Raw genomic sequence first — 24085 nt, 5'->3', positions numbered from 1 at the left:
CTAATGTGCAAGTTTCTTCTTAGATAAGGTAATCATCATGACACCAATGATATTCAGTAAGCAACCAAACCATTGTATTGCATTCATGTGTTCGCCTAAAAAAGCCACAGCTAAAATAATCGTCAGAATAGGGCCAATCGATCCAATCATGGCCGATTGTGCTGCGCCTAAACGTGAAATACTTTGCGCAATCAGAATGGTTGGAAGGACGGTAACCAATAAACCTAATGCAACCCCATACCAAATTACTTCAGCTGGTAATTGATTGAGTAAGCGAACAGGATTTGGGGTGACCATGATAAAATGAGTCAAAGTACCTAAACACGCAATACTTAAAGCTAAACCAGTAAAGTTCCAAGAACCAAATTTTTGAATCAGTCGTGGCGTAAGTAATAAATAACTTGCAAAACTAATGGCACTCGCAAAGATCAAGCTAACGCCTAACCAGAAGTTTCCTTCATGGGGAACCGTACTTTGTTCTTGTAGCATGACAATGACTGTTCCACCGTAGCTTAATGCAATCGCAAAGATGCTTTTGAAACTAAGTCGTTGTTTATAAATAGCACTTGATGCAATAACCGTTAACGTTGGATATAAAAATAAAATAATACGTTCCAAGGAGGCACTGATGTACATCAAGCCAGTAAAGTCGAGCCAACTGGAAAAGTAATAGCCGATTAATCCAGCTAAAACGAGCAGCATCCAATCTTGGATAGAAATATTTTGATTACGATGACGATTCAACCAGCAGATTAAAAGGAAGAAAGGTAGGGCACTGGTCATTCTTAGTGCCATTAAGACTGTACTATCGACCAAAGGGGAGAGTGCATAGGTCTGTTTAATAAAGATAGCTTTGGTGCTAAAGAGGAAGGCAGCACATAACGCAAAGATAGAACCTAATTGCGTGCTTGATAATTTAAACTTCATACCACTCACTTTATCGAATTTGTTTTATCTAGAGGCATAAAACATGTGAAGGATGAAGTATAAAGATTTTCGTTTTAGAGGTGAAATGCAAAAAAAGAATCAGTTCTATCAAAAAACGGAATGTTAATCAGCTGTAAAAATGGCAAATTTCTCATTTTCGGCTCAGATATTAGTAGTGATAAATAAAAATAAGATGATATATAAAACAAATTTATGATTGAAATTGCATCAATTTGGTGCAAATCAGTGATTTAGAGAGTGATTCCAATCGAACATCATCATTTGGCAAAATGGCGAATAAATTTTTTAAAATATTATCTTGATCTTTTTATACTTCTTGTTCATAAAATTACTCAGGTCAAGCCAAGTATATTGAATTGTTAATTAAATTGATTTTCTATTAAAAAAATGACTCACTATGCTGACCAAGAATAGTGAATTATCAGCCAATTAATCATCTCAATTATCTGTTATAAATTGTCAGAAATGCTAATTTAATTAAAAAATAAGCAATAAAAGTTAGATTCCCTATACAAATAAAGTCATTTGGAAAATCTAAAAAAATGAAGAATTTTGTTGATTAGGTCAATCAGACTAGGGAGAAGAAAATTTTGAGGATCAAATTATGAAAGACGTTCTACAAATAAAATGTTGTATGCAAGTGGAATTGGAACTCAGAATGTAGATTTAAATATCACTTAAATATATATATGGTATGTCGTGTAATTATATTTATGAACCGTCAGTTCAAAATATAGGCATTTATTAAATAAATATTGGGTAGTAATTTAAATTAGTTCAATTAGAATCCAAAAATTCAGAACAACGCATCCTAGAGGGAAGCATCGTTATTCGCGATGTTGACTTGAAGAAAAATTAGCTTGAGGAATGCTCATGCAGATCGGAATCCCAACCGAAACTGTCGTCGGTGAAAATCGTGTAGCTGCTACGCCAGAGACAGTAAAGAAGTTGATTAACGCAGGTCATAGCGTAGTCATTGAACGTGGAGCAGGTGTAAAAGCTGCTTACATTGACAGTGCCTATGAACAGGTCGGTGCAAAAATTACGGAAGATGCCTATACAGGCAGCCAGATGATTTTGAAGGTTCGTTCACCACAAGGTGATGAGATTCAAAAACTTGCGGCGAATACAGCATTAATCGCAATGTTTGACCCCTACCGAAATACACTACTTGACCAATTTGCCTCACAACAAGTGTCTGCATTTGCATTAGAGCTTTTGCCTCGTACGCTTTCTCGTGCACAAAATATGGATGTTTTATCTTCACAAGCCAACTTGGCAGGTTATAAATCTGTACTGTTGGCTGCTGCGGAATATCAACGGATGTTCCCTATGTTGATGACTGCTGCAGGGACTGTTAAGCCTGCGCGTGTTGTGATTATGGGTGTTGGTGTTGCGGGCTTACAAGCGATTGCGACTGCAAAACGTTTGGGTGCTGTGGTTGAAGCAACAGATTTACGTCCGACTGCACGAGATCAAGTTGAATCTCTAGGTGGTAAGTGGTTAGACGTACCAATGTCTGATGAAGAAAAGCAAAAAGCTGCTGATGCTGCAAAAAATGGTTATGGATGGATGCCAGGTGAGCAATACATTCAAGATCAAGCCGCTATTGTCGATAAAGCAGTTGCGAATGCAGATATTGTTATTACCACTGCACTATTACCTGGTCGTGATGCACCACGTTTAATTAAAACTGAAACTGTGAGCAAAATGAAACCGGGTTCAATCATCCTTGATATGGCAGTTGAAACGGGGGGTAATGTTGAAGGTTCTAAATGTGGTGAAAATGTTGTCACGAGTAATGGGGTGACAATTTTAGGTATTCCCAACATTCCTTCTACAGTGTCGACGGAAGCTTCAGCACTGTATGCACGTAACGTTTTTAATTTCGTAGAAACTTTGTTTGATGCAGAGAAAAATTTTGCAGTCAATCAGGAAGATGAAATCCAAAAAGCTCTACTGGTAACTCATGGCGGCCAAGTGCTGTTAAAGCGTGGTTAAGGAGAAATTTCATGGTTGAAACGATTACAATTTTCGTCCTTGCCATCTTTGTGGGTTACTACGTGGTTTGGGGGGTAACACCTGCATTACATACGCCACTTATGGCTGTAACCAATGCACTTTCATCAATTGTTGTGGTTGGTGCGATGTTACAAACTGTGGGTATGCCTGTTTTGGGTGTCGATGCCAATGTCGCATTTCAAAGTGTTAACGTTGTAAGCGTACTTGGTGCGGTTGCGGTATTTTTGGCAAGTATTAATATTTTTGGTGGCTTTGCAGTAACTGCACGCATGCTAGAAATGTTCAAGCCTAAGCAAAAGAAATAAGAGGGCATTGATATGGAATTTATTCAAGCAAATGCAAATTGGTTGTACCTCGTTGGCGCGATCCTCTTTATTTTGACGCTTCGTGGTTTGTCAGGTCCTAAGACGGCAATTCAGGGTAATCGTTACGGTATGATCGCAATGGCTATTGCGGTTATAACTACATTTTTTATTGCCAATCATCCTGTAATTTGGATGATTGGTGGCGCGATGGTGTTGGGTGCAATTGTGGGTGTTGCTCGTGCACGCACAGTACCAATGACACAAATGCCAGAAACTGTGGCTTTGATGCACTCATTGGTTGGTTTGGCTGCGGTATTGATTGCAATTGCAGCAATTCTACATAATAACCAATTAACTGCATTGTTTACTCAGAATGAAGCGGCTTTAACGGCAGCTGGCGTTCAACATACACATATGAGCAAGGTTCATTTATTTGAATTGTTTGTCGGCTGTTTTGTTGGTGCGATTACTTTTACAGCCTCAGTATTTGCTTATGGTAAATTGGCTGCGAAAAAATGGGCAAAAACCATTTCTGGTACATGGGTTAAGCCTGTTCAAGCTTTAGTATTTGTTGCGATGTTGGCATGTGGTATTTACTTCTTTACCACGGGTAATATGCAAGCATTTTGGGCAATGACAGCATTGGCATTGCTCTTAGGTTGGGTTTGGATTGCGCCAGTCGGTGGCGGTGATATGCCGGTAGTGGTTTCGTTATTGAACTCATTCTCGGGTTGGGCTGCGGCAGGTATTGGTTTTACCCTTGAAAATAACATGTTGATTGTTGCAGGTTCATTGGTGGGTTCTTCTGGTGCGATTCTGTCTTATATCATGTGTAAAGCCATGAATCGTTCGATCATCAATGTATTATTTGGTGGGGCAATGGGTGGCGCAGTTGCTGCAACAGCGCAAACTGGTGATAAAGTTCAACGTAATCATCGTTCAGGGTCTGCCGATGATGCTGGTTTCTTGATGTCAAATGCCGATAGCGTGGTCATTGTACCGGGTTATGGTATGGCTCAAGGTCGTGCACAAAATGCAGTAAAAGAACTAGCTAATATTTTGAAAGAACAAGGTGTTACAGTTCGTTTTGCGATTCACCCAGTGGCTGGTCGTATGCCGGGTCACATGAACGTATTACTGGCAGAAGCAGATGTAGCGTATGATGATATCCTAGAAATGGATGAAATCAATACAGACTTCCCTGCAACAGATGTGGTACTGGTGATTGGTGCAAATGACGTGGTTAATCCTGCGGCAAAAGATGATCCAACTTCACCAATTTATGGCATGCCAATTTTGGAAGCGCATAAAGCACGAACCATTATGGTAATTAAGCGTTCTATGGCAACAGGTTATGCTGGTCTAGATAATGACTTGTTCTATAATGATAAGACCATGATGATTTTTGGTGATGCAAAAAAAGTGGTTGAAGATATGACCAAGGCAATTAATGGTTCTGGTCACTAATATTGAAATATTGATGTTAAAAACCACCTTCGGGTGGTTTTTTTATTTTCAAATAAATTAGTAAGATCAGTTTTGAATTTAGGTTGAGTTCTAAGCATCCAATATATAAAAGATTATATGATGTAGCCTCTTTGGTTGACTGAAGTTATTTGGACAGAGTCTTGCTCAAAAATTGAGAGTAGATGTTTGATCTACATTTAGATATGGTTTGAGTATTTTTGAACTGAGTAATTGGGAAGACAGTCTGAATTGTGCTCTAATTTGGAGCAAAGATCATTTGATTTTATTTGAAATATGGATAATATGTTTCAAATTGAATAAAATATGTGACATTAGTTAATTATTATAATGATTTTAAACTCTATACGATTGGCAAAAGCCATTTAGGGTGCTTCAAGATGAAGATTTTAAAAAGTTTTATTTGTTTGTTCTTGGCCTTTCTTCCGACTCAAATATTTGCACAAGTACAATTGTTAGATGGTGATTTTAAAGTTCTAAATGCATTACATGATGTTAAATTACTGGTGTTGGGAGGTTTTTTTGTACTCTTGATGCAAGCTGGATTTGCAGTTGTGGAGGGTGGTGGTGAACATAATTTAAAATCAATTCAATTCTTATGTGTGAACTATGTGGCGGCAATTCTTGGTGGGATACTTTTTAGTGGTCTAAGTTTTGTGATGAGTGGAGTGGCAACATACGATGTAACGCATCCGATACTCACAATTGTGCATGGTTGGCACTGGAATTTAATGTTCTTTTATACGCTGATGACGACTACGATAACAACAGTCGTAGGACGAATTATTCCATCAACAATATCGATTCATATTTATGCTTTGATTAGTTTTATTATTGCAGCTTTTATTTTTCCTTTATTTAGTAGCTGGGCTTGGGGTAATTTATTTTATGGCACTGGTTGGCTAAAACAATTAGGTTTTATTGATTTTGCTGGTTCGACGGTGGTTCACTCAATTGCTGCTTGGATTGTATTAGCTGGATATTATGTTTTAAGAAAAGATCAAAAACATCAAATTAAGAAACGAGCTATTATTTTTGGTGATTATAAAATTTTATCCCTAGCACTTGCTGGATTTGTATTATGGTTAGCGTGGTCTGGACTTAACGTGGTTTATATTTCGGCAATTCATGTTGATATTGGTGAGATTGTAGCAAATGCAATTGCTGCCTTGGTTGGTTCTGTTTTGGCTGCACTTTGTTTGTCTTTACTGTTTCTTAAGCACATGTCTTGGGAGGCTTTAATTAAGGCGGCACTGGGTGGTTTAGTTGCTATTACTGCAAGTTGTGGATTTGTGAGTTTATCTGCGGCAGCAATTATTGGTATGACTGCAGGGGCTTTAACATTATTTATCCCGTCATTATTAAAACATTGGATACATGCAAAGAATATTCGTGAAGTGGTCGTTGTACATGGGGTTTGCGGGGTGTGGGGAACATTGGCAGTAGCATTGACGCCGCATCCTGCAATTGAAGACATGTCTCAAGGGACCTTGTTTACGCAGAGTATTGGTATCTTAGTTGCATTTATTTGGAGCTTTGGGATCTCTTATATACTGTTTAAGGGTATTGTTTCTTTTCAACCCAAGCATGCCAATCAAATTGATTGAATCACGACAAAAGGTGCGACAATAAAAAAGCGACCTATAGTCGCTTTTTTATTGAAAATTATGCTACAGACTCGGGAACACCACGCCATAAGCTTTCAAGGTCGTAAAATTTACGCGCAGTTGGAAGCATGACATGAACGACAACAAGTCCGAGATCGACTAAGATCCATTCGGCATCTTTTTCACCTTCGACCCCAATCGGGCGAAATCCTGCTTTACGCGCTTCATCAGCAACATTATCGGCAAGTGCTTTCACATGACGGGTAGATGTACCGCTTGCAATAACAATGGCATCAGAGACATTGCTAATCGCGCTTACATCCATTTCAATAATTTCTTTGGCTTTTACATCTAAAAGCGCTTCATGTACAACTTTTAAACAAGTCTGTACAGCTTTATTTTGAGAATTCGTTGCGAGTTCGTGAGAATTAGAAGCGCTGGGCGATGGTTCTAAATTCATATGAAGTATATTTTCCTGACAATCACTCATCGTCTAATATAACGCCTTTAGCTAAAAAATTCAAATCACAAAATTACCTAATGCGTTTTATTCAGAAGATTGATGATGATTAAAATATTTATCTTTCCAGGTAAAGGATTGATCTGAATGTGATTGTGGCTTGTATTCAGCAGAAATAAAACCTGTATAGGAACTTTGCGATAACCATAAAAAAATGGGTTCGAAATTAATTTGAGCGGTATCAGGTTCATGCCGACCAGGACAATCTGCAAATTGAATATGTCCAATCCAATCAATATTCTCTTTAAGAGTCTCTAGTAGATCTTCACCCATCATGGCCATGTGATAACAATCATATTGCATTTTAAGTGCTGGATGCTGCACGACCTCTAAAATTTCTTGAGCTTGTGCAATATTTTGCACCAAAAATCTGGGCATATCTGTACTGTTAATCATTTCAAATACGGGTTGAATATTATGTTCTGATAATAAGTAACAGGCGAGCTTTAAATTATTGGCTAAAGTATTTAAGCATGGCAGTAGATCGGCATCTTCAGGTTGTTTGCCGGCAAGAATATTAACACTTGGAATATTTAAGGCACTTGCATACTCAATAGCAAGTTCCAGAGCTTGGTGAAAGGCAATTTCTCGACCTGGAATTCCAGCAAGCCCATAGCCACCCTGCATTAAATCTCCAGCAGGTACATTGATGAGGCAAATATCTAAATCGTAAAGTTGTATTTGTGAGCGAAGATCATCAATGCTGAGCTCATATGGAAATTGAATTTCAATATGCTGAAAACCATGTTGATGTGCCAATGCAAAGCGCTCAATTAACGGGACTTCAGTAAAAATCATAGATAAGTTTACTGCGAGTTTTGTCATTATATTGCTCCTTGCATCACGGCGTTCACTACCAATGTAGTAGGCAATGCTTTATTTTTCAACTTGTTTAATGATACTGGCTAAATCAGCAGCTGAAAAACCATTGTTTTGATGTGCTTGCAACTGAGATAAGGCTTGCTGCGCGACAGGAATATTTAGATTAAAGTGTTGTGCTAAAGTCACAGCATTATTCAAATCTTTAGAGAGCGTCTGTACTTTCCATTGCACGGGGTCAAAGCAATGTGTTGCCATGCGAGGGACTAAGATTTGAAGCGGTTTGGAGTCAGCAAAACCACCTGCGAGTGCGGGTGCCAGTAAGCGTGTATCCACACCCGCTAAATCTGCTAATGCCACGGCTTCAGCAATTAAAGCACTGTTTGCAGCTACGATGAGTTGATTGCAAATTTTTGTTGCTTGACCAGTTCCTGTAGTGCCCATACGAGTGACTCGTTGAGAAAGTACATTGTAAACAGTGGATAAGTTTTGAATGGTTGATGCATCACCGCCAGCAAAGATCACTAAGGTTCCATTTTCTGCACCAGCTGTTCCGCCTGAAACAGGAGAATCAATCCAAATGACTTGTTGTTGCTGAGCTTGGTGTGCAAGCTGCTTGGTTTTATCCACGGACAGACTTGAAAAGTCGACGATAATTTGATTCTTGGTTAAAAAAGATCGGATCTGATTAAAAACATCATCTACCGCAGTATCATCAGCAAGACAAGTGAGGATAATTGGATAGTGGTTAATTTCCTCGAGTTGTAATATTTTTGCGCCCATATCTAGCAATGCTTCGCAGGCAGAGGACGTTCTATTCCAAATGGCAACATCAAAACCTGCTTGTAATAGTCGAGTTGCCATGCGACTACCCATTAAACCCATACCTAAAAATGCAATTTTAGTTTCGCGGTTAAAACTCATAATAGAATTCTCAAATAGCTCAGATACTCTTAAAAAGTTGGAACAGTTTCAAAGAGAAATAGTTTTGAAACTGCTCTGAGATGAAATTATTTATATTGACGTGGCAGAAATTGAATTTCAGGGTTTTTATCTTTTTTACGTGCAATCTGACTATTTTTTCCAAGCAATAATTTGAGTTGCCAAATTTTCTCTAAACGTAATGATTTTTGAGGTGCATGTTGCATTGCATCTAGTACTCGTTTTGCTGCCATCAACGCATCCGGTGAGCGTTGTAGCATCTCTTTTGCTATGAGTTGTGCTTTAGCTAGAGGAGTATTGTCTAAATGCGTAACGAGGCCAATTTCTTTGGCATAGTTACCATTAAAAATTCGTGCTGTCAGGGTCAATTCTTTAGCCAAATCTAAACCAATGATGCCTTTAATCGAGCGGGTGAGACCCATGTCGGGAACGAGTCCCCAACGGCTTTCCATTATCGATAATTGTGTATCAGGATGTGCGATCCGAATATCAGCGGCCAAGGCCAATTGCATTCCAGCGCCAAAGCAAAAACCTTCAATGGCAGCAATTACAGGTACAGGTAAGTCTTGCCAAATCAGGAAGGCTTTTTGAAATAAACTTTGGCCTGGTTTAATCAGTTCCCAAGCTGCATAGGCAGTGTTTTTAGGGCTATTTAAATCTGCTAAATCGATGCCTGCACTAAATACATTGGCTTCACCTGTTAAAATAACACAACGAATACTGCGATCTTTTTTAATGTGTTGTGCCGTGCTGACCAGTTCGCGTAATAATGCAAAGCTCATTGCATTACGTTTTTCAGGACGGTTCAAATAGACTGTTGCAATACCATCTTTCTTTTCTATACGCAGTAATGTTGTCATGTTTTTGACTCTTATTTTCTTAAGCAAGAGCATAGCATGTGATGCTTTTTGATGCATGACAGTGCAGTCATTATCAATTGTCGTACAAGTAATATTGGCTAATTTGAAAAAATTTGTTGAGCTGCAGCTTCTACTTCATGAATCACCAATTGTAATTCATCTAAGCGCTTTATCGTGTCTTGAATAAATTGTTCATCTGCTTTACGACGTTCTTTGCGCAGGATTGAAATAAACTGTTCAAAACTGCCAGTGACCTGTTGTAATTTAGGCGTGCCTACATAGCGGGTTGCGCCATAAAGTCGATGTAAGACATGTTCTAGTTGTGGGAAATCCTCGAGTTCAATTAATTGTCGTATTTCTTCGATTTCAGTCGGAAAACTATCAACGAGCATTTTAAGTAAATCTTGGGCCAAATCTTCTTTATTAGCGGCCAATTGTAAACTTTGTTTCCAATCTAAAATATTGGGATCCATCGCTTCTAGAATTATGGTGCTTTCAGTTTGTTGGACTGGTTTTATAAATTTATCACTGGTCCAATGCGTTAAAATTTGAATGATTTGCTCAATTTGAATTGGCTTCGTTACATAGTCATCCATCCCAACTTTAAGTAATTTCTGTTTTTCATCTGCCAAAGCGTGTGCTGTGAGGGCAATAATAGGCATTCGCATTCCCTCTAAAGTTGATTCTAGTGAGCGAATGGCACGTGTCGTATCAATCCCTGACATGACAGGCATTTGGATATCCATAAACACCAGATCAAAGGGTTTATCTCCTTGATCTATAGTCTGTTGAATAATGTTTAGGGCCTCTTGCCCACTTTGTGCTTTAGTGGTTTTAACATTTAATTCACCTAATAGTGCTTCAAGTACAATTAGGTTGGGAAGGTGATCATCAACCGCCAAGACGTGTAAATCTTGGCCTTTAAAATCGGCATGTTGCTCTGTTTCAAAAATGGGTTTATTTTCAAGTAAATGAATTAAAGCTGTTCGACTTAAAGGTTGGTAGAGTGGTCGTGCACGATACTCATTTAACATATCTGGTTCTAGGGTCATTTGATAACCATATACAGCTAAATGACCTTGATATCGACTACGAATCTCTTTGAGTAGTGCTTCGGTATCACCACTATGATCAACAATTAGCCATGTGTTTTCACTTTCTTGCGCAAGTGATTTTAAGCGACTAAATAAATCTAAAATAGATTGTGTTTCAGTGTGTTGGACGTGGTAGTTTTCCAAATAATGTCTTAGAACATTGGCTGTCGCAGGATGGGCAAGATAGGAAACCACATGTATATCTGAGAAATCTGGATGATAAATGGCTTCATCTTCTCCAACAATAAACATGGCTGTAAACCAAAAGGTCGAACCTTTTTCTGTGGGTGCTCGTTCTTGATTATCTTCAAAGCCAATTTGTCCATGCATTAAGCTGACCAATTGCTTGGAAATCGCAAGGCCTAATCCTGTTCCACCAAATTGGCGAGTAACCGATGCGTCGCCCTGTGAGAAGGATTCAAATAATCGCTTACGGTCTGTGCCACTGAGACCAATACCACTATCTTGTACACTAAAATGTAATAAACATTGACCAATATCATCATGTTCCATACGAGCACGCACGATAATTTCACCATCTGGGGTGAATTTGATGGCATTCGAAATTAGATTAGTTAGAATTTGTTTGACCCGTAATACATCACCAATCACATGCTTAGGCACATTGTCAGCATAGTAGAATGCCATATCAATTTGTTTTTGTGCTGCTAGGGGCGACAGCATATCCATCACATCGAAAATCGCTTCTTCTAAATCAAATGGAGCTGTTTCTAATTCAAGTTTACCTGCATCAATTTTAGAGAAGTCCAACACATCATTAATTAGCGCTAATAAATGAGCAGAAGACTTGCGAATCGTTTGTAGATAAAGGCTCTGATCGTTACTCAAGTTGCCTTGACGTAATAACAGATGGATAAAACCATCAATACTGTTTAATGGGGTGCGTAATTCATGGCTAATGTTGGCGAGAAAAACAGATTTTGCCTGATTTGATGAAATGGCATGGTCACGCGCTTGTTTGTAGGTAATATTTTGGACTTCTAACGTGTCTAAAGTACGACGTAAATCATCTTCAGTTTGTTCAGTATGTTCTTTGAGTTCTAAAAAGCTAAAGTGTAGACGTTTGACTACATTAGCAATATCACGCTGTAATAAACGCAATTCGCCAGTACTATTAATGACCATATGTTGATCAAGAGTATCGGCATTTAAGCGCTGTAATTGCATCCGTATTTCGTACATCGGAGCAATCCAACGTCTTGAGTAGAAATTTAGGCACAGGAGTAACAGCAGGAGGGTCAATAATGCGGTGGTAATGAGTACAATTAATACACGGTAATGTGAAATTTCTAAAGGCTGGTTATCTAACTCAATCATCAGCCATAATTTTTTATTATGATCCATCTTGTTGAGGCGGATGCCATAAATATTATTGTGTTGATTTAGGATTGGACCAAAAAAAGTATTATTTTGCGGCGGATTTGGCCATGTTTTTTGGAATTGAGAGCCGATGCTTAAATACTTAGTATTTTGTTCATCTACGATTGCTGCACTTAATAGGTGCTTTTCATTGAACATATTTTGCAAAATATGTTCAGCGCGATCACGTTTGCTGGGGTCTTGTTGAATCAAGTCAATCAGTTTATCGGCAATATATTGATAGCGACTTAAAATGGCGATAGCTGCAAAACGTTGTTGTGCTTTGGATGAGTTGGCCGTTTCAGAAAGAACCAATGCAGTACCCACGCAAGACAAAATCATGATGGGAACAAAAATTAATGCAATTAACTGTCCGTAAGCATGATTGAGTTTTAAACGTTTGAAGAGTTTTTTATTAAAATTTGACATGCATTCAGCCACACATTCCCCATGCAGGGCATATTAACATGCTTTATAAAAAATGCTGGCGCTTTCATTATATTCAATAAAAAGGCGTGGAAAGGTGTGCAGGCTGGAAAGTTTTTTCATACAATAGGCGCACCTCGATATAGGTACACACCATGAGCAATATACAACTAGATTTTTCCGCAGACGAATTTTTATTAGACCATTATGTCGGAAAGACACCGTTGGTGCGTTTACAGCGTCTCGCAAGTCATACTCAAGCAACAGTTTTGGCGAAACTTGAGGGCAATAATCCTGCCGGTTCAGTTAAAGATCGTCCAGCCTATAATATGATTATGCAAGCTGAAAAGCGTGGTCAGATAAAGCCTGGTGATACCTTAATTGAAGCGACCAGCGGAAATACTGGAATTGCTTTAGCCATGGTTGCAGCCATGCGTGGTTATAAAATGCAACTGATTATGCCTGATAATATGAGTCAGGAACGTAAAGATGCGATGCGTGCTTATGGTGCCGAACTGATTGAGGTGACTAAAGCAGAAGGGATGGAAGGTGCACGTGACTTAGCCTTGAAAATGCAAGCCGAAGGTCAAGGTTTTGTCTTAAACCAATTTGGTAATCCAGATAATGTTGAAGCACATTACTTAACCACGGGGCCTGAGATCTGGCAACAAACGGGTGGTCAAATTACCCATTTTGTGAGTTCTATGGGGACCACAGGTACCATCATGGGAATTTCAAAGTATCTTAAAGAGCAAAATCCAGACATTCAAATCGTGGGTTTGCAGCCAGAAGATGGAGCAAGTATTGCTGGTATTCGCCGTTGGCCAGAACAATATCTCCCAACGATTTTTGATCGTAGTCGGATTGATCGTATTATTGATATTCCGCAAATTGCAGCTGAAAAAATGATGCGTAAATTGGCACGTGAAGAAGGTATTAGTGCTGGAACATCCTCAGGTGGTGCGGTATGGGCTTCGATAAAATTAGCAGAAGAACATCCGAATGCTGTAATTGTCTGTATTGTTTGTGATCGTGGAGACCGTTATCTTTCCACAGGCTTGTTTTCAGTAAAAGATGAATAAACAGCTGAAAGTTTTTTTAAATTTTTGAGTAAATAAACATGCGTTTACCCGTTTTAGTGTTTGATATCGAAACTCTCACCGATCTAAAAGCGGGAGCGCATTTGTATGGATTAGATCTTCCACAACAGGATCTTGAACAAGCCTTGGCTAAATTACGTCGTCAAGAAGCGGGTACGGATTTTCAGCGGATTGCTTTACATGAAATCGTGTGTATTTCAGGTTTGTGGATTGATGAAAATGGGGTGATGAAATTATTTTCTTTTAGCCGAGAAAATAATTCTGAAGCTGAAATTTTGAAAAAATTTCTATCCATTTTTGATAAGCGAAATCCAACGCTAGTCAGTTGGAATGGCTCACAATTTGATTTACCTGTTATTTTATTTCGTGCGATGTATCATGGTTTATCTGCACCAAGTTTGTTCGATCAGGGTGAGATTGACACACAAAAACGTTATAATAACTATCAGAACCGTTATCATCATCGTCATGTTGATTTGATGGATGTGATGGCTATGTTTAATGGTCGGCATTTCCAAAAACTAGATGATATTGCTCACTTGTTGGGTTACCCCGGTAAGCGTGGTATGACTGGTTATTTGATTCCAGACTATGTCAAAAACCAGCAATGGCTTGAGCTGACCAGCTATTGTGAAGGTGATGTACTGAATACTTGGTTGATTTTCTTACGTTGGTCATTACTCAAAGGGCAAATCACTTTAGAAGACCATCGTTTATGGACACAAGCCACTATTCATTATTTACATGGTCAGCCACAGCAGAATGAGTTTCTAGCAGTATGGCATGACATGTCACAACATACCGATTTCACCGTTAAAGATTTTCCATCCTCCTCCATATAGGCTATTCCTTTGAAACATAGAGCTCAACCTCAATCCTCTCAACTTCCCCAGTATATTTTTAAAGTTGAGACACTTTCACATGAAGGGCGAGGGATAGCGCACTATGGTTCTGAAATAGATCATCCCAGTGTCAAGCAGGGTAAGAAGGTTTTTATCCGTTATGCATTACCGGGTGAAACGGTAAAAGTACAAATTACCCGTCAGGTCAGCAAGTTAGAAGAAGCGGATTGTATTGAAGTAATAAGTGATCCAAATCCGAATCGTATTGAACCAATTTGTCCACATTTTGGGATTTGTGGGGGCTGTAATATGCAACACATTCATCCTGATGAACAAATTCGTGTAAAACATGATGTACTTAAATCTCACTTGATGCATTTTGCTGGCTTACAACCCGAACAATGGTTGGAACCCTTGCGCTCAACGCGTACGGATTATCGGCATAAAGCGCGGATTGGGGTGCGCTATTTGCCGAAGAATAATAAGTTGTTAATGGGCTTTCGTGAGGCACAAAGTAATCGACTTACTGAAATTGCCACCTGTAAAATTTTAGATCAGCAACTCGATGCTGCGTTGCCAGAACTGAAGGCATTACTCGAAAGTCTAAAAGGCAAAGCGGCTATTGGTCATATAGAATTAGCCAAAGGTGATAGTGAAATCGCTTTGTTGGTGCGTCATACTGAAAAATTAAAAGATGTGGATGTCAACCTATTACGAGAATATGCGTCACAGAAGCAATGGCAGTTGTATTTACAATCTGCAGGTGTGGAGAGTTTACAACGTATAGATGATCCTAACGCAGCGATGCAATTACATTATCGTTTAGAGGACTTTAATGTTGAATTTGGATTTAATCCCACAGATTTTACCCAAGTAAATCCAAGCGTAAATCCTCAAATGGTCAAATTGGCATGTGATTTGCTTGAGTTACAACAGGGAGAAACGGTACTTGATTTGTTTTGTGGATTAGGTAATTTTTCTCTTCCTCTGGCACGTAAAGTCGGTGTAAGTGGAAAAGTAGTAGCGGTTGAAGGTAGTGAAGAGATGGTGAGACGGGGTACAGAAAATGCACTGAACAATCACATCACTAATGTTACATTTTATTCACAAGATTTAACAAAAGACTTTTCACAGTTTTCTTGGGCAAATCAAGGATTTGATGCATTATTAATAGACCCCCCACGTGCAGGTGCGGAGCAAGTAATGCATTATGTGCCTAATTTTGGTGCGAAAAGAATCGTTTATGTGTCATGTAATCCTGCAACTTTGGCAAGAGATGCTGGAATATTGGCACAATATGGCTATCAGTTAATTAAAGCGGGTGTGATGGATATGTTTACCCATACGGGACATGTCGAATCCATTGCTTTATTCGAAAAGAAATAAGAGATATACCATTAAAAATGAGTAATACAGTCAGAGGAGAATGGTATGGTCACAGTGCGTGAACAGTTACCTGGACGACTCACAGAGTTATCTGAGGAAGCGACTGTAGAACATGCCGAAGAAGCACAGCTCGATTTAGCAACATGGCTTGATCGGGTGAGCGGAATTTTAGACGGTGTTCGACTTGATCAGTTAAAAGAAGTCGCTCAACTGGTCTTAGATAAAGAATTGGAAACCGCACTCAATCATAAAACCAATACCTTTTCCACCGGTTTGGGGATTGCGGATATTTTGGCGCATTTGCATGTCGATGAGGATACGCTCTCTGCTGCGTTGCTATATCGGAGTGTGCGTGAAGGAATTACCTCGATTGAGGAAATCCGTAAAAATTTTGGTGAAAATGTATATAACCTCGTCACAGGTACTTTGGCGATGGGTAAATTATCTGAACTAATTGAAAAAAATAAGCGTTTAGAAGATCACTTTAATAATAATCAACGAGAACATTTATCGGGCATTTATAAGATGCTGATTTCTGTGACTGAAGATGTTCGCGTTGTATTGATTAAATTAGCTGAACGTACTTATTCATTACGTGAGCTCGCACATTCTTCAAGAGAACGTCAGGAACGTGTTGCACGTGAAATTCTGACCATCTATTCACCTTTGGCGCATCGTTTAGGTATTGCGCAACTAAAGTGGGAACTTGAAGATTTAGCATTCCGTTACTTAGCACCAGAACGTTATAAAGAAATTGCGTCTTTACTTAATGAGAAGCGTTTAGAGCGAGAACACTATATTCAATTTATGGTTGAAAAACTGAAAACTGAATTGGCAGAGAATGGAATACAGGCTGAGATTACAGGTCGGGTTAAACATATTTATTCGATTTATCGAAAAATGAAGAGTAAGAATCTGAGTTTTGACCAGCTTTATGATATTCGTGCATTACGTGTTTTGGTAAAAACAGTGCCTGAGTGTTATCACGCATTAGGTCTGGTACATCAAAATTGGAGACATATTCCACATCAATTTGATGATTATATTACCAATCCTAAGGCCAATGGTTATCGCTCATTACATACTGCGGTGATTGCGGAAAATAAGTCTCTCGAAATACAAATTCGTACTATGGAGATGCATGAAGAAGCAGAACTCGGTGTTTGTTCACACTTTAATTATAAGGAAGGCTCTAAAACCACCGATTATTCATTTAACCATCGTTTGCATTCGTTACGTGCTGTACTTGAACATTACCAAGAGCGTAATGAGTCTAGTGCTCATCCGAACGAAGATGAAATTGAAGATTTCGAACAAATTCAGAGCTTTGAAGGTTTTGAGAAAATTTATGTATTCAGTCGTGATGGTGATATTAAAGAATTACCACGTGGCTCAACGGTTCTAGACTTTGCCTACCACGTACATACTGAGGTTGGAAATAAGTGCTATGCAGCACGTGTAAACCAACGTTATGTACCACTCACCTATACTTTAAAAACGGGTGAGCAGGTTGAAATTTTAACTAAAAAAGATCGTGAACCGAATCGAGATTGGTTGGTTAACTCGCTTGGTTATATCAAGACAGCACGAGCACGTGACAAGCTACGTCATTGGTTTAGGCAGCAAGATCGAAGCAAGAATTTAGAAGTTGGACGTGAGATTCTCAATAAAGAATTATTACGCTTAGCTATTCATCCAAAAAGTATTGATTTAAGTGATTATTGTAATCATTTCAATGTCAAATTGGGTGAGGATATTTTGGTTTCATTGGTGAGTGGCGACATTAGTCTGCATGCATTGATGAACCAAGTTAATCGTCATATGCATTTAGATCAGGATGAGCCTGAACTGGTGCTCAAACCGGCGTTAAATCCACGTGCTAGTCATACGTTATCAGCACATGGGATTCTGATTGATGGTTTAGACAATGTTGAGCTACATGTTGCACAATGTTGTCAGCCAGTACATGGTGAGTCGATTGCGGGCTATATCACTTTAAATCGTGGTGTGAGTATACATAAGGTTGCGTGTTCTGATTATATCCGAATGATTGGTTTAGAACCTGATCGTGCTGTGGAAGCCGATTGGGAAATGCAACCTACACGTGGTCAGAGTGTGCAAATTGTGGTTGAAGCGTATGATCGCCGTGGTTTGTTAAAAGACTTAACGCAGGTGATTTTTTCTGATCAAATTAATATTCGTCAGGTGAATACCATTTCTGAAGCAGATGGTATTGCAAATATGAAGTTATTGATTGAAGTGAAAGGCTTGGCTCAACTTTCTCGTTTGTTGGCACGTTTAGAGCAACAGCCTGGGATTATTAGCGCGCGACGACTGGTACAGGGCAACTAGTCCTTTTGTACTCTTAATGGAAAATAGCTCGCAATGCGCGAGCTATTTTTTATGCTTTTTTACTTAAGTAGATATTGGATAGTCTATTTAAAAATTGTGGGCTGATTGATGAAAGTGTAAACATGATTTTTGTTTTAAAACCTACTGGTGTATGGGTTGCGGTTAAAATAGAATCTTTTGCTTGAGCTAATGTGAAAATTTGTTCGGCTACATCTTGTGGGGTTAACTCAACGCCCATGTTTTGAATACTGCCAGCATCCATGTCTTTAACCATGGCTGTTTGTACAAATAAAGGCATTACATCTAGAACCCGAATACCATACTTTTTCCATTCAATATCTAAACCTTCGGTAATACCACGTACTGCAAATTTACTGGCAGAATATGATAAGAGATCAGCTTGTCCATAAATAGCTGAAGCGGAAGATAAATTAATCACACGGGCAAAAGTAGCTTTTTTGAGAAAGGGTAGTGCGGCATGACAGCCATTTAAAACCCCTTTGACGTTAATATCGATAGTACGATGATGGGCATGGATCTCTGTTTTTTCAAAATCACCAGAATATAAAATTCCTGCATTATTAACTAAAATATTTAATTCACCTGCCCATTCCACAAATTCATTTAAGGCTGTTTGCCATTGTTCATAATTGGCAACATCCAATAATCCAGCTTTGGCATGAGTACCCAATTGGTCGGCGAGTATTTGAGCTTGTAATTGATTAATATCATAAATACCAACTTTATAGCCTTGTTGGTAAAATAGACGCGCAATAGCAGCACCAATTCCTTGTGCAGCACCGCTGATGAAAATACTTTTTCCCATAAGATAGTTCTCTTTTATTGTTTGCTATTTCATGATTTTGTGCAGCAGTTGAACATATTTTTTGTACTTTTGACAAGCTGTGATCAGCCACTACATATATTATTATTTCTTTTAAACGAGGACATTCTGATGGATCAATTACTGGCAATTATGCAACAACTCCGTGCAGAATGTCCTTGGGATCGGGCGCAAACACCTGAGTCTCTAACTGAGTATGCCATAGAAGAGGCATATGAGGTTGAGGAGGCAGTTCGATCTGGTAATGTAAATAATGTACGAGATGAATTGGGTGATTTGCTATTACAAGTGGTGTTCCAGTCACAAATGTATAGTGAGCAAGGTGCTTTTGATTTCAATGATGTTGTTGAGGCTATTTCTCAAAAGTTAATCCGTCGTCATCCGCATGTTTTTCAGAAACACCAGTTTGGTCAATTAACATCTGAACAAGTAGCAGCTTTGTGGAAAGAGATTAAGCAGCAAGAACGACAAGGTGAAAAAAAGAGTCGCTTAGATGATGTGAAGCATGCTCCAGCAATTATTCAAGCTGAGCAAATACAAAAAAATGCAGCTCAAGTTGGTTTTGATTTTGCCAATGCTCAGGAGGCCTTTATTAAGTTAGAAGAAGAAATTGATGAATTTAAACAGGCTATGAGTCAGCAAAATTCCGATGAAATGCTGGATGAATTTGGAGATTGTTTGTTTTCTTTTATTAATGTTGGTCGTAAACTTGGCTTGTCGAGTGAAAAAGCCTTATTAAGTACGATTTATAAGTTTAGAACTCGGTTTGCTTATATCGAAGAGCAAGCCCAATTACAAAATAAAAATATAGATCACATGAGCTTAGATGAAATGAATCAACTGTGGGATCAAGCGAAGCAAATATTAAAACAACAGGTTGTATATGAAAAATCAAACTAAATTGAATGCTGTATTCATTATGCTGCTGTTGAGCCTATTGCCGACAGCCTATGCTCAACAATTTGATCATGCCTATTTAAAGTGGAAAGCTGAACAAGAAGCACAAGATACGCAATTAAAGCAGCAGAGTAGCGCGAATTATTATTTGTCTAAGCCAAGTGTCAGTCAGCATGCATCAGCGAAGCATAGTTCTAATCGATCTAGTAAAACCTCAGCCGTCCCTACAGGAACTAAGATTAGTTTAAACTCAAGCAATCTTGAACAATTGCAGCAATTAAAAGGCGTTGGTGCGAAGAAAGCGCAAGCTATTATTGATTTTCGAAATCAAAATGGTGCTTTTAAAAGTATTCAGGAGCTAGATAAAGTGAAGGGGATTGGGCCTAAATTGCTTGAACAAAATAAAGCTGTTCTCGGTTTATAGTTTGTTTTAATTGATCTGAAGATTGAGAATTTCATAAAATATTCGATTCCGATGAAATATTCAAGCCGAGATGAAAAGAATCAAATTGCCCTTTGATTGGGTTAGAGCTATGATTAGCGTAATTATTATTTTTACGTCCTGACGTAGGAGACAACGTCTTTTGCAAACTTTGCGTGCGTCAAAGTGTGGATTATCCACCGCCCAATTACCTCCATCTATTTTAGATGTTATTGATTCTTTAACCAAAGCTGGCTATGAAGCATACATCGTTGGTGGGGGAGTGCGTGACCTCATGCTTGGGTTAAATCCTAAGGATTATGATGCAGTCACAAATGCAACTCCTGCACAGATCAAAGATGTCTTTGGCCGCCGTTGTCGAATTATTGGGCGGCGTTTTGAGTTAGCTCATGTCTATTCGGGACGAGAGTTGATTGAAGTTGCGACTTTCCGTGCACCACCTAAAACAGCAGTTACATCTGCTGCAGGTATGATTTTACGTGATAATAATTGGGGAACGATTGAGCAAGATTTTGCCCGTCGTGATTTTTCAATTAATGCCATGTATTATCAACCGCGTAAAAGTGAAGTTTTAGATTTTTGTAATGCAGTTGATGATATTCAGAATAAAACTTTACGCTTGTTGGGCGATCCTGCATTACGTTTTGAAGAAGATCCTGTACGGATGTTGCGGACGCTACGTTTTGCTGCGAAATTAAATTTCAGTATTGCTCCTGAAATTTTAGCAATTTTTACGCCTAAAATGACGCAATTATTACGTGATGTTTCTCCGCATCGTTTATATGATGAATCCCAGAAGTTATTCACTATGGGGTATTTGCATCGTGTGATGCCAATGTTGATTGATTTTGGTATTTGGGAACAGTTGTTTGCCGAGCTCCCGACTGAGATCACGCCATTTATGCAGCGTGCGGCTAAGAATACAGATCAGCGTATTCAAATTGGTAAAACCATCAATCCAGCATTTTTCTATGCCGTATTACTGTGGAAACCATTTTTAGAGCGTTGTCAGGTTCATTTAGCTAAAGGTATTGCGCCCGCTGAAGCACGTGCACAAGCTGGACTAGATGTACTAAAACGTCAAGCGACTCGAACTATTATTCCACGTTTTGCAGAGACTTTTATTCGTGAAGTGTGGGAAATGCAGACTCGTTTGTTGAATCCTAAACCGCAGCAAATTGAAGCTTTATCTAGTCATGCACGTTTTCGAGCTGGATTTGACTTTTTGCTACTGCGTGAAAAATCAGGTGATGATACGACACAAGGTATGGGGACTTGGTGGGATAACTATCAAACCATGTCTGTGGATGAAAAAGAGCGTGTGATTGGTCAGTATAATCGTCAGCGTGCCAAAAGTCGTCGTAAAACAGCAGATGTTTCGCCAGTCGAAGATACGAAAAGTAATACAGCAACGATTGAGCCTTTAGTCAAAGAGTCTGAAACTCGTAGTCGTCGCCCACGTAAACCAGCAGCTACAACATCATCGAATGATTTTAGAAGTCGTAATGATCAGCGAACGAAACTGAACACGGGTGAGATTAATGCCGATCACCCGATTATGAAACGTAAACGTGTGCAACGTGATTTGAGTCAAGTGGTTTTTGGACCGACTCAATGAGCGTTATCACCTATATCGGTTTAGGTAGTAATTTAGGTGATTCACAACAACTTCTTGCTGCAGCAGTACAAAAGTTAGCAGTGCTGGGGCATGTTAAAGTGTCTAAGTTGTATCAAAGCCTTCCGATGGGACCGCAAGATCAGCCTCATTATCATAATGCCGTGGCGCTATTAGAAACAGATTTGCTGCCATTAGCATTGTTAGATGAATTGCAAAAAATTGAGCAAGAAGCGGGGCGAGTTCGTTTACGCCATTGGGGAGAGCGCACTTTAGATTTAGACTTGCTGCTGTATGGTCAGGAAGAAATACAAAATGAGCGATTAACTGTACCACATGTCGGTATTTTAGAACGTGATTTTGTGGTTATTCCACTTCTAGATCTAGATCCTGATTTACAAATTAAACAACAGCGATTAAAAGAGTTGGCTTTAATTCAGCAAACGCAATTGAAAGTACTTGCTGATGAGCATTGGGTTGATATTTAACTTTTTACATGTGGTTTGAACATATATAGATAGAGGATACGTCATGATTAGTCTAAGTGATTTAAGACAATTTAAACAACAAGGACGTAAATTTTCATGTCTTACTTGTTATGATGCAAGTATGGCTAAAGCAATGGAACTTGCTGAAGTCGATACCATTTTAATTGGTGATTCTCTGGGCATGACGATTCAGGGGCGTGACTCTACGTTACCCGTTACTGTTGAAGATATGATCTATCACACTGCGTCAGTTCGTCGTGGTAATCAGCATGCGTTAATTATGAGCGATCTTCCTTTTATGAGCTATGCAACCTTAAATGATGCATTATATAACTCAAAAATGGTCATGCAAGCAGGTGCACAAATCATTAAAATTGAAGGTGGTGCTTGGCTCAGTGAAACCGTGAATGTTTTGACACGCAATGGTATTCCAGTGTGTGTACATTTAGGTTTAACGCCACAATCTGTACATGTCCTTGGTGGTTATAAGTTACAAGCCAAAACTAGAGCAGCGGCAGATCAATTGATTGCGGATTGTAAAGCAGTTGTCGATGCTGGTGCTGCATTGTTGCTACTTGAATGTGTGCCTGCGCAACTTGGCAAAGAGATAGCGGAATTATTTCCAACCGTACCTGTCATTGGTATTGGTGCTGGAGTTGCGACGGATGGTCAAGTTTTGGTAGTACAAGATATGTTAGGTTTAACTTTTGGTAAGGTAGCGCGTTTTGTGCGTAACTTTATGAAAGAACAAGCCGGTGAAACAGCCATTATGGATGCGTTTAAAGCGTATCATGTCGCGGTATTGGATCAATCATTTCCTGCTCCAGAACATACCTTCCAAGTCGAGCTGTAAATATGAAAACAGAAATCAGTATACAAGGATTATCTGCATCACTTCAGCCAGCTCGCTCGGCACGTAAAATCATTGGTTTTATTCCAACCATGGGCAATCTTCACCAAGGACATTTAAACCTAGTCCGTGAAGCACGTCAGCTTTGTGATGTAGTTGTTGTCAGTATTTTTGTGAATCCGATTCAATTTGGTCCAAATGAAGACTTTGATAACTATCCACGCACTCTAGAGCAGGATAGTCATCTACTCGCAGAAGTCGGTTGTGATATTGTTTTTGCACCTTCTGTAGAACAAATGTATGGCCATCACCCACGTTTAACCAATATTCGTGTCGGTGAAATCACTAATGATTTATGTGGTTTACAGCGGCCAGGTCATTTTGATGGTGTGGCTGTAGTCGTAACAAAATTGTTTAATATTGTACAACCTAATTATGCTTTTTTTGGGCAGAAAGATTATCAACAGTTGGCAGTGATTAAACAGTTGGTTCGTGATTTAAATATGCCAATTGAGGTCATTGGTGTGCCGATCGCACGTGCTGAGGATGGTTTGGCTTTGAGTTCTCGTAATGGGTATCTCAGTGCAGAGCATCGCCAAACAGCACCTGTGATTTATCAGTCTTTAAAAAATGCTGAACAAAATTTACATGCTGGGAATGCATTGCCAGATATACTTACTCAAATTGGTATCCAGCTCACACAGGCCGGTTTAGTGGTTGATTATGTAGAAGCACGTACACCGATGTTACAAAAAATTGATCAGTTTGATCAAGATATTGTATTATTTGTTGCAGCCAAACTGGGTGAGACACGTTTGATTGACAATTTACAGATCAAACATACGCTTTAAAACGGTTAAC

21 protein-coding genes are annotated in these 24085 nt (G+C 39.0%); 14 read left to right on the top strand and 7 right to left on the bottom strand.

Annotated features, from left to right (window positions below; translation table 11 throughout):
• The gene (locus tag B9T27_RS05615; RefSeq protein ID WP_086205852.1) at positions 1 to 927 is read right to left on the bottom strand and encodes a DMT family transporter; all 927 of its coding nucleotides are present in this window, start codon (positions 925 to 927) and stop codon (positions 1 to 3) included.
• Between the two features lie 894 nt (positions 928 to 1821).
• On the opposite strand from B9T27_RS05615, the gene B9T27_RS05605 reads away from it, so the two are divergent.
• The 4 genes from B9T27_RS05605 to B9T27_RS05590 all read left to right on the top strand — a co-directional run bounded on the left by B9T27_RS05605 (position 1822) and on the right by B9T27_RS05590 (position 6367).
• Entirely contained in the window at positions 1822 to 2949 is a 1128-nt protein-coding gene (locus tag B9T27_RS05605; protein ID WP_086205851.1) for a Re/Si-specific NAD(P)(+) transhydrogenase subunit alpha, read from the top strand.
• Positions 2950 to 2960: 11 nt separating this feature from the next.
• A complete protein-coding gene (locus B9T27_RS05600) occupies positions 2961 to 3275 on the top strand; it encodes a proton-translocating transhydrogenase family protein (RefSeq protein WP_086205850.1) in 315 nt (104 codons plus the stop codon).
• A 12-nt stretch (positions 3276 to 3287) separates the two neighbouring features.
• Positions 3288 to 4742 (top strand): NAD(P)(+) transhydrogenase (Re/Si-specific) subunit beta, encoded by a 1455-nt coding sequence (locus tag B9T27_RS05595; RefSeq protein ID WP_086205849.1) that lies wholly within the window; start codon positions 3288 to 3290, stop codon positions 4740 to 4742.
• Between the two features lie 398 nt (positions 4743 to 5140).
• Positions 5141 to 6367 (top strand): ammonium transporter, encoded by a 1227-nt coding sequence (locus B9T27_RS05590; protein WP_086205848.1) that lies wholly within the window; start codon positions 5141 to 5143, stop codon positions 6365 to 6367.
• Positions 6368 to 6425: 58 nt separating this feature from the next.
• On the opposite strand, the gene rsfS is transcribed toward B9T27_RS05590, so the two are convergent.
• The 5 genes from rsfS to B9T27_RS05565 form a co-directional block, all read right to left on the bottom strand.
• Positions 6426 to 6827, bottom strand: coding sequence for a ribosome silencing factor (gene rsfS / locus B9T27_RS05585; protein WP_086205847.1), 402 nt, complete (start codon positions 6825 to 6827; stop codon positions 6426 to 6428).
• 87 nt (positions 6828 to 6914) lie between these two features.
• On the bottom strand, positions 6915 to 7712 hold the full coding sequence (locus B9T27_RS05580) for a hydroxypyruvate isomerase family protein (protein WP_086205846.1): 798 nt from the start codon (positions 7710 to 7712) through the stop codon (positions 6915 to 6917).
• A 51-nt stretch (positions 7713 to 7763) separates the two neighbouring features.
• Positions 7764 to 8630 (bottom strand): NAD(P)-dependent oxidoreductase, encoded by an 867-nt coding sequence (locus tag B9T27_RS05575; protein ID WP_086205845.1) that lies wholly within the window; start codon positions 8628 to 8630, stop codon positions 7764 to 7766.
• 86 nt (positions 8631 to 8716) lie between these two features.
• Positions 8717 to 9508, bottom strand: coding sequence for a crotonase/enoyl-CoA hydratase family protein (locus tag B9T27_RS05570; protein ID WP_086205844.1), 792 nt, complete (start codon positions 9506 to 9508; stop codon positions 8717 to 8719).
• A 98-nt stretch (positions 9509 to 9606) separates the two neighbouring features.
• Positions 9607 to 12411 carry an ATP-binding protein gene (locus B9T27_RS05565; RefSeq protein ID WP_086205843.1) on the bottom strand — a complete coding sequence of 935 codons (2805 nt, stop codon included), beginning with the start codon at positions 12409 to 12411 and terminating at the stop codon, positions 9607 to 9609.
• A gap of 152 nt (positions 12412 to 12563) precedes the next feature.
• Here B9T27_RS05565 and cysM point away from each other — a divergent pair, with 152 nt between their 5' ends.
• The 4 genes from cysM to B9T27_RS05545 are packed head-to-tail and all read left to right on the top strand — an operon-like array spanning position 12564 to position 18088.
• Positions 12564 to 13490, top strand: a complete 927-nt coding sequence (cysM, locus tag B9T27_RS05560; protein ID WP_086205842.1) for a cysteine synthase CysM — start codon at positions 12564 to 12566, stop codon at positions 13488 to 13490.
• A 38-nt stretch (positions 13491 to 13528) separates the two neighbouring features.
• Positions 13529 to 14350, top strand: a complete 822-nt coding sequence (locus B9T27_RS05555; RefSeq protein ID WP_086205841.1) for a 3'-5' exonuclease — start codon at positions 13529 to 13531, stop codon at positions 14348 to 14350.
• Between the two features lie 9 nt (positions 14351 to 14359).
• The gene (rlmD, locus tag B9T27_RS05550) at positions 14360 to 15736 is read left to right on the top strand and encodes a 23S rRNA (uracil(1939)-C(5))-methyltransferase RlmD (protein ID WP_086205840.1); all 1377 of its coding nucleotides are present in this window, start codon (positions 14360 to 14362) and stop codon (positions 15734 to 15736) included.
• A 45-nt stretch (positions 15737 to 15781) separates the two neighbouring features.
• Positions 15782 to 18088 (top strand): RelA/SpoT family protein, encoded by a 2307-nt coding sequence (locus B9T27_RS05545; RefSeq protein WP_086205839.1) that lies wholly within the window; start codon positions 15782 to 15784, stop codon positions 18086 to 18088.
• 49 nt (positions 18089 to 18137) lie between these two features.
• On the opposite strand, the gene B9T27_RS05540 is transcribed toward B9T27_RS05545, so the two are convergent.
• Entirely contained in the window at positions 18138 to 18914 is a 777-nt protein-coding gene (locus tag B9T27_RS05540; protein ID WP_086205838.1) for an SDR family oxidoreductase, read from the bottom strand.
• Between the two features lie 129 nt (positions 18915 to 19043).
• Here B9T27_RS05540 and mazG point away from each other — a divergent pair, with 129 nt between their 5' ends.
• The 6 genes from mazG (at position 19044) to panC (ending at position 24075) form a co-directional block, all read left to right on the top strand.
• Positions 19044 to 19832 (top strand): nucleoside triphosphate pyrophosphohydrolase, encoded by a 789-nt coding sequence (mazG, locus tag B9T27_RS05535; RefSeq protein WP_086205837.1) that lies wholly within the window; start codon positions 19044 to 19046, stop codon positions 19830 to 19832.
• Positions 19816 to 20253 (top strand): ComEA family DNA-binding protein, encoded by a 438-nt coding sequence (locus B9T27_RS05530; protein WP_086205836.1) that lies wholly within the window; start codon positions 19816 to 19818, stop codon positions 20251 to 20253. Before mazG ends, B9T27_RS05530 begins: the two co-directional genes overlap by 17 nt.
• Before the next feature lie 160 nt (positions 20254 to 20413).
• Positions 20414 to 21889, top strand: a complete 1476-nt coding sequence (gene pcnB / locus B9T27_RS05525; protein WP_086205835.1) for a polynucleotide adenylyltransferase PcnB — start codon at positions 20414 to 20416, stop codon at positions 21887 to 21889.
• On the top strand, positions 21886 to 22374 hold the full coding sequence (gene folK, locus B9T27_RS05520; RefSeq protein WP_086205834.1) for a 2-amino-4-hydroxy-6-hydroxymethyldihydropteridine diphosphokinase: 489 nt from the start codon (positions 21886 to 21888) through the stop codon (positions 22372 to 22374). The genes pcnB and folK overlap by 4 nt, the downstream gene beginning before the upstream one ends.
• Before the next feature lie 43 nt (positions 22375 to 22417).
• Positions 22418 to 23227: a 3-methyl-2-oxobutanoate hydroxymethyltransferase gene (panB, locus tag B9T27_RS05515; RefSeq protein WP_086205833.1), complete on the top strand. Its 810-nt coding sequence runs from the start codon at positions 22418 to 22420 to the stop codon at positions 23225 to 23227.
• Positions 23228 to 23229: 2 nt separating this feature from the next.
• Entirely contained in the window at positions 23230 to 24075 is an 846-nt protein-coding gene (gene panC, locus B9T27_RS05510) for a pantoate--beta-alanine ligase (RefSeq protein WP_086205832.1), read from the top strand.
• Positions 24076 to 24085: the final 10 nt, after the last annotated feature.

The sequence above is a fragment of the Acinetobacter sp. ANC 4648 genome (assembly GCF_002135345.1).
Lineage (GTDB): Bacteria > Pseudomonadota > Gammaproteobacteria > Pseudomonadales > Moraxellaceae > Acinetobacter.
This window is presented reverse-complemented; position numbering and strand designations above follow the sequence as displayed.

What these genes read in the sequence shown, in the direction of transcription:
- B9T27_RS05530 (WP_086205836.1), top strand. Translation starts at nt 19,816, where the DNA reads ATGAAAAATCAAACTAAATTGAATGCTGTATTCATTATGCTGCTGTTG.
- cysM (WP_086205842.1), top strand. Translation starts at nt 12,564, where the DNA reads ATGAGCAATATACAACTAGATTTTTCCGCAGACGAATTTTTATTAGAC.
- B9T27_RS05605 (WP_086205851.1), top strand. Translation starts at nt 1,822, where the DNA reads ATGCAGATCGGAATCCCAACCGAAACTGTCGTCGGTGAAAATCGTGTA.
- B9T27_RS05600 (WP_086205850.1), top strand. Translation starts at nt 2,961, where the DNA reads ATGGTTGAAACGATTACAATTTTCGTCCTTGCCATCTTTGTGGGTTAC.
- B9T27_RS05580 (WP_086205846.1), bottom strand. Translation starts at nt 7,712, where the DNA reads ATGACAAAACTCGCAGTAAACTTATCTATGATTTTTACTGAAGTCCCG.
- B9T27_RS05615 (WP_086205852.1), bottom strand. Translation starts at nt 927, where the DNA reads ATGAAGTTTAAATTATCAAGCACGCAATTAGGTTCTATCTTTGCGTTA.
- B9T27_RS05570 (WP_086205844.1), bottom strand. Translation starts at nt 9,508, where the DNA reads ATGACAACATTACTGCGTATAGAAAAGAAAGATGGTATTGCAACAGTC.
- B9T27_RS05565 (WP_086205843.1), bottom strand. Translation starts at nt 12,411, where the DNA reads ATGTCAAATTTTAATAAAAAACTCTTCAAACGTTTAAAACTCAATCAT.
- B9T27_RS05555 (WP_086205841.1), top strand. Translation starts at nt 13,529, where the DNA reads ATGCGTTTACCCGTTTTAGTGTTTGATATCGAAACTCTCACCGATCTA.
- folK (WP_086205834.1), top strand. Translation starts at nt 21,886, where the DNA reads ATGAGCGTTATCACCTATATCGGTTTAGGTAGTAATTTAGGTGATTCA.
- B9T27_RS05540 (WP_086205838.1), bottom strand. Translation starts at nt 18,914, where the DNA reads ATGGGAAAAAGTATTTTCATCAGCGGTGCTGCACAAGGAATTGGTGCT.
- B9T27_RS05575 (WP_086205845.1), bottom strand. Translation starts at nt 8,630, where the DNA reads ATGAGTTTTAACCGCGAAACTAAAATTGCATTTTTAGGTATGGGTTTA.
- rsfS (WP_086205847.1), bottom strand. Translation starts at nt 6,827, where the DNA reads ATGAATTTAGAACCATCGCCCAGCGCTTCTAATTCTCACGAACTCGCA.
- B9T27_RS05590 (WP_086205848.1), top strand. Translation starts at nt 5,141, where the DNA reads ATGAAGATTTTAAAAAGTTTTATTTGTTTGTTCTTGGCCTTTCTTCCG.
- mazG (WP_086205837.1), top strand. Translation starts at nt 19,044, where the DNA reads ATGGATCAATTACTGGCAATTATGCAACAACTCCGTGCAGAATGTCCT.
- panC (WP_086205832.1), top strand. Translation starts at nt 23,230, where the DNA reads ATGAAAACAGAAATCAGTATACAAGGATTATCTGCATCACTTCAGCCA.
- B9T27_RS05595 (WP_086205849.1), top strand. Translation starts at nt 3,288, where the DNA reads ATGGAATTTATTCAAGCAAATGCAAATTGGTTGTACCTCGTTGGCGCG.
- B9T27_RS05545 (WP_086205839.1), top strand. Translation starts at nt 15,782, where the DNA reads ATGGTCACAGTGCGTGAACAGTTACCTGGACGACTCACAGAGTTATCT.
- panB (WP_086205833.1), top strand. Translation starts at nt 22,418, where the DNA reads ATGATTAGTCTAAGTGATTTAAGACAATTTAAACAACAAGGACGTAAA.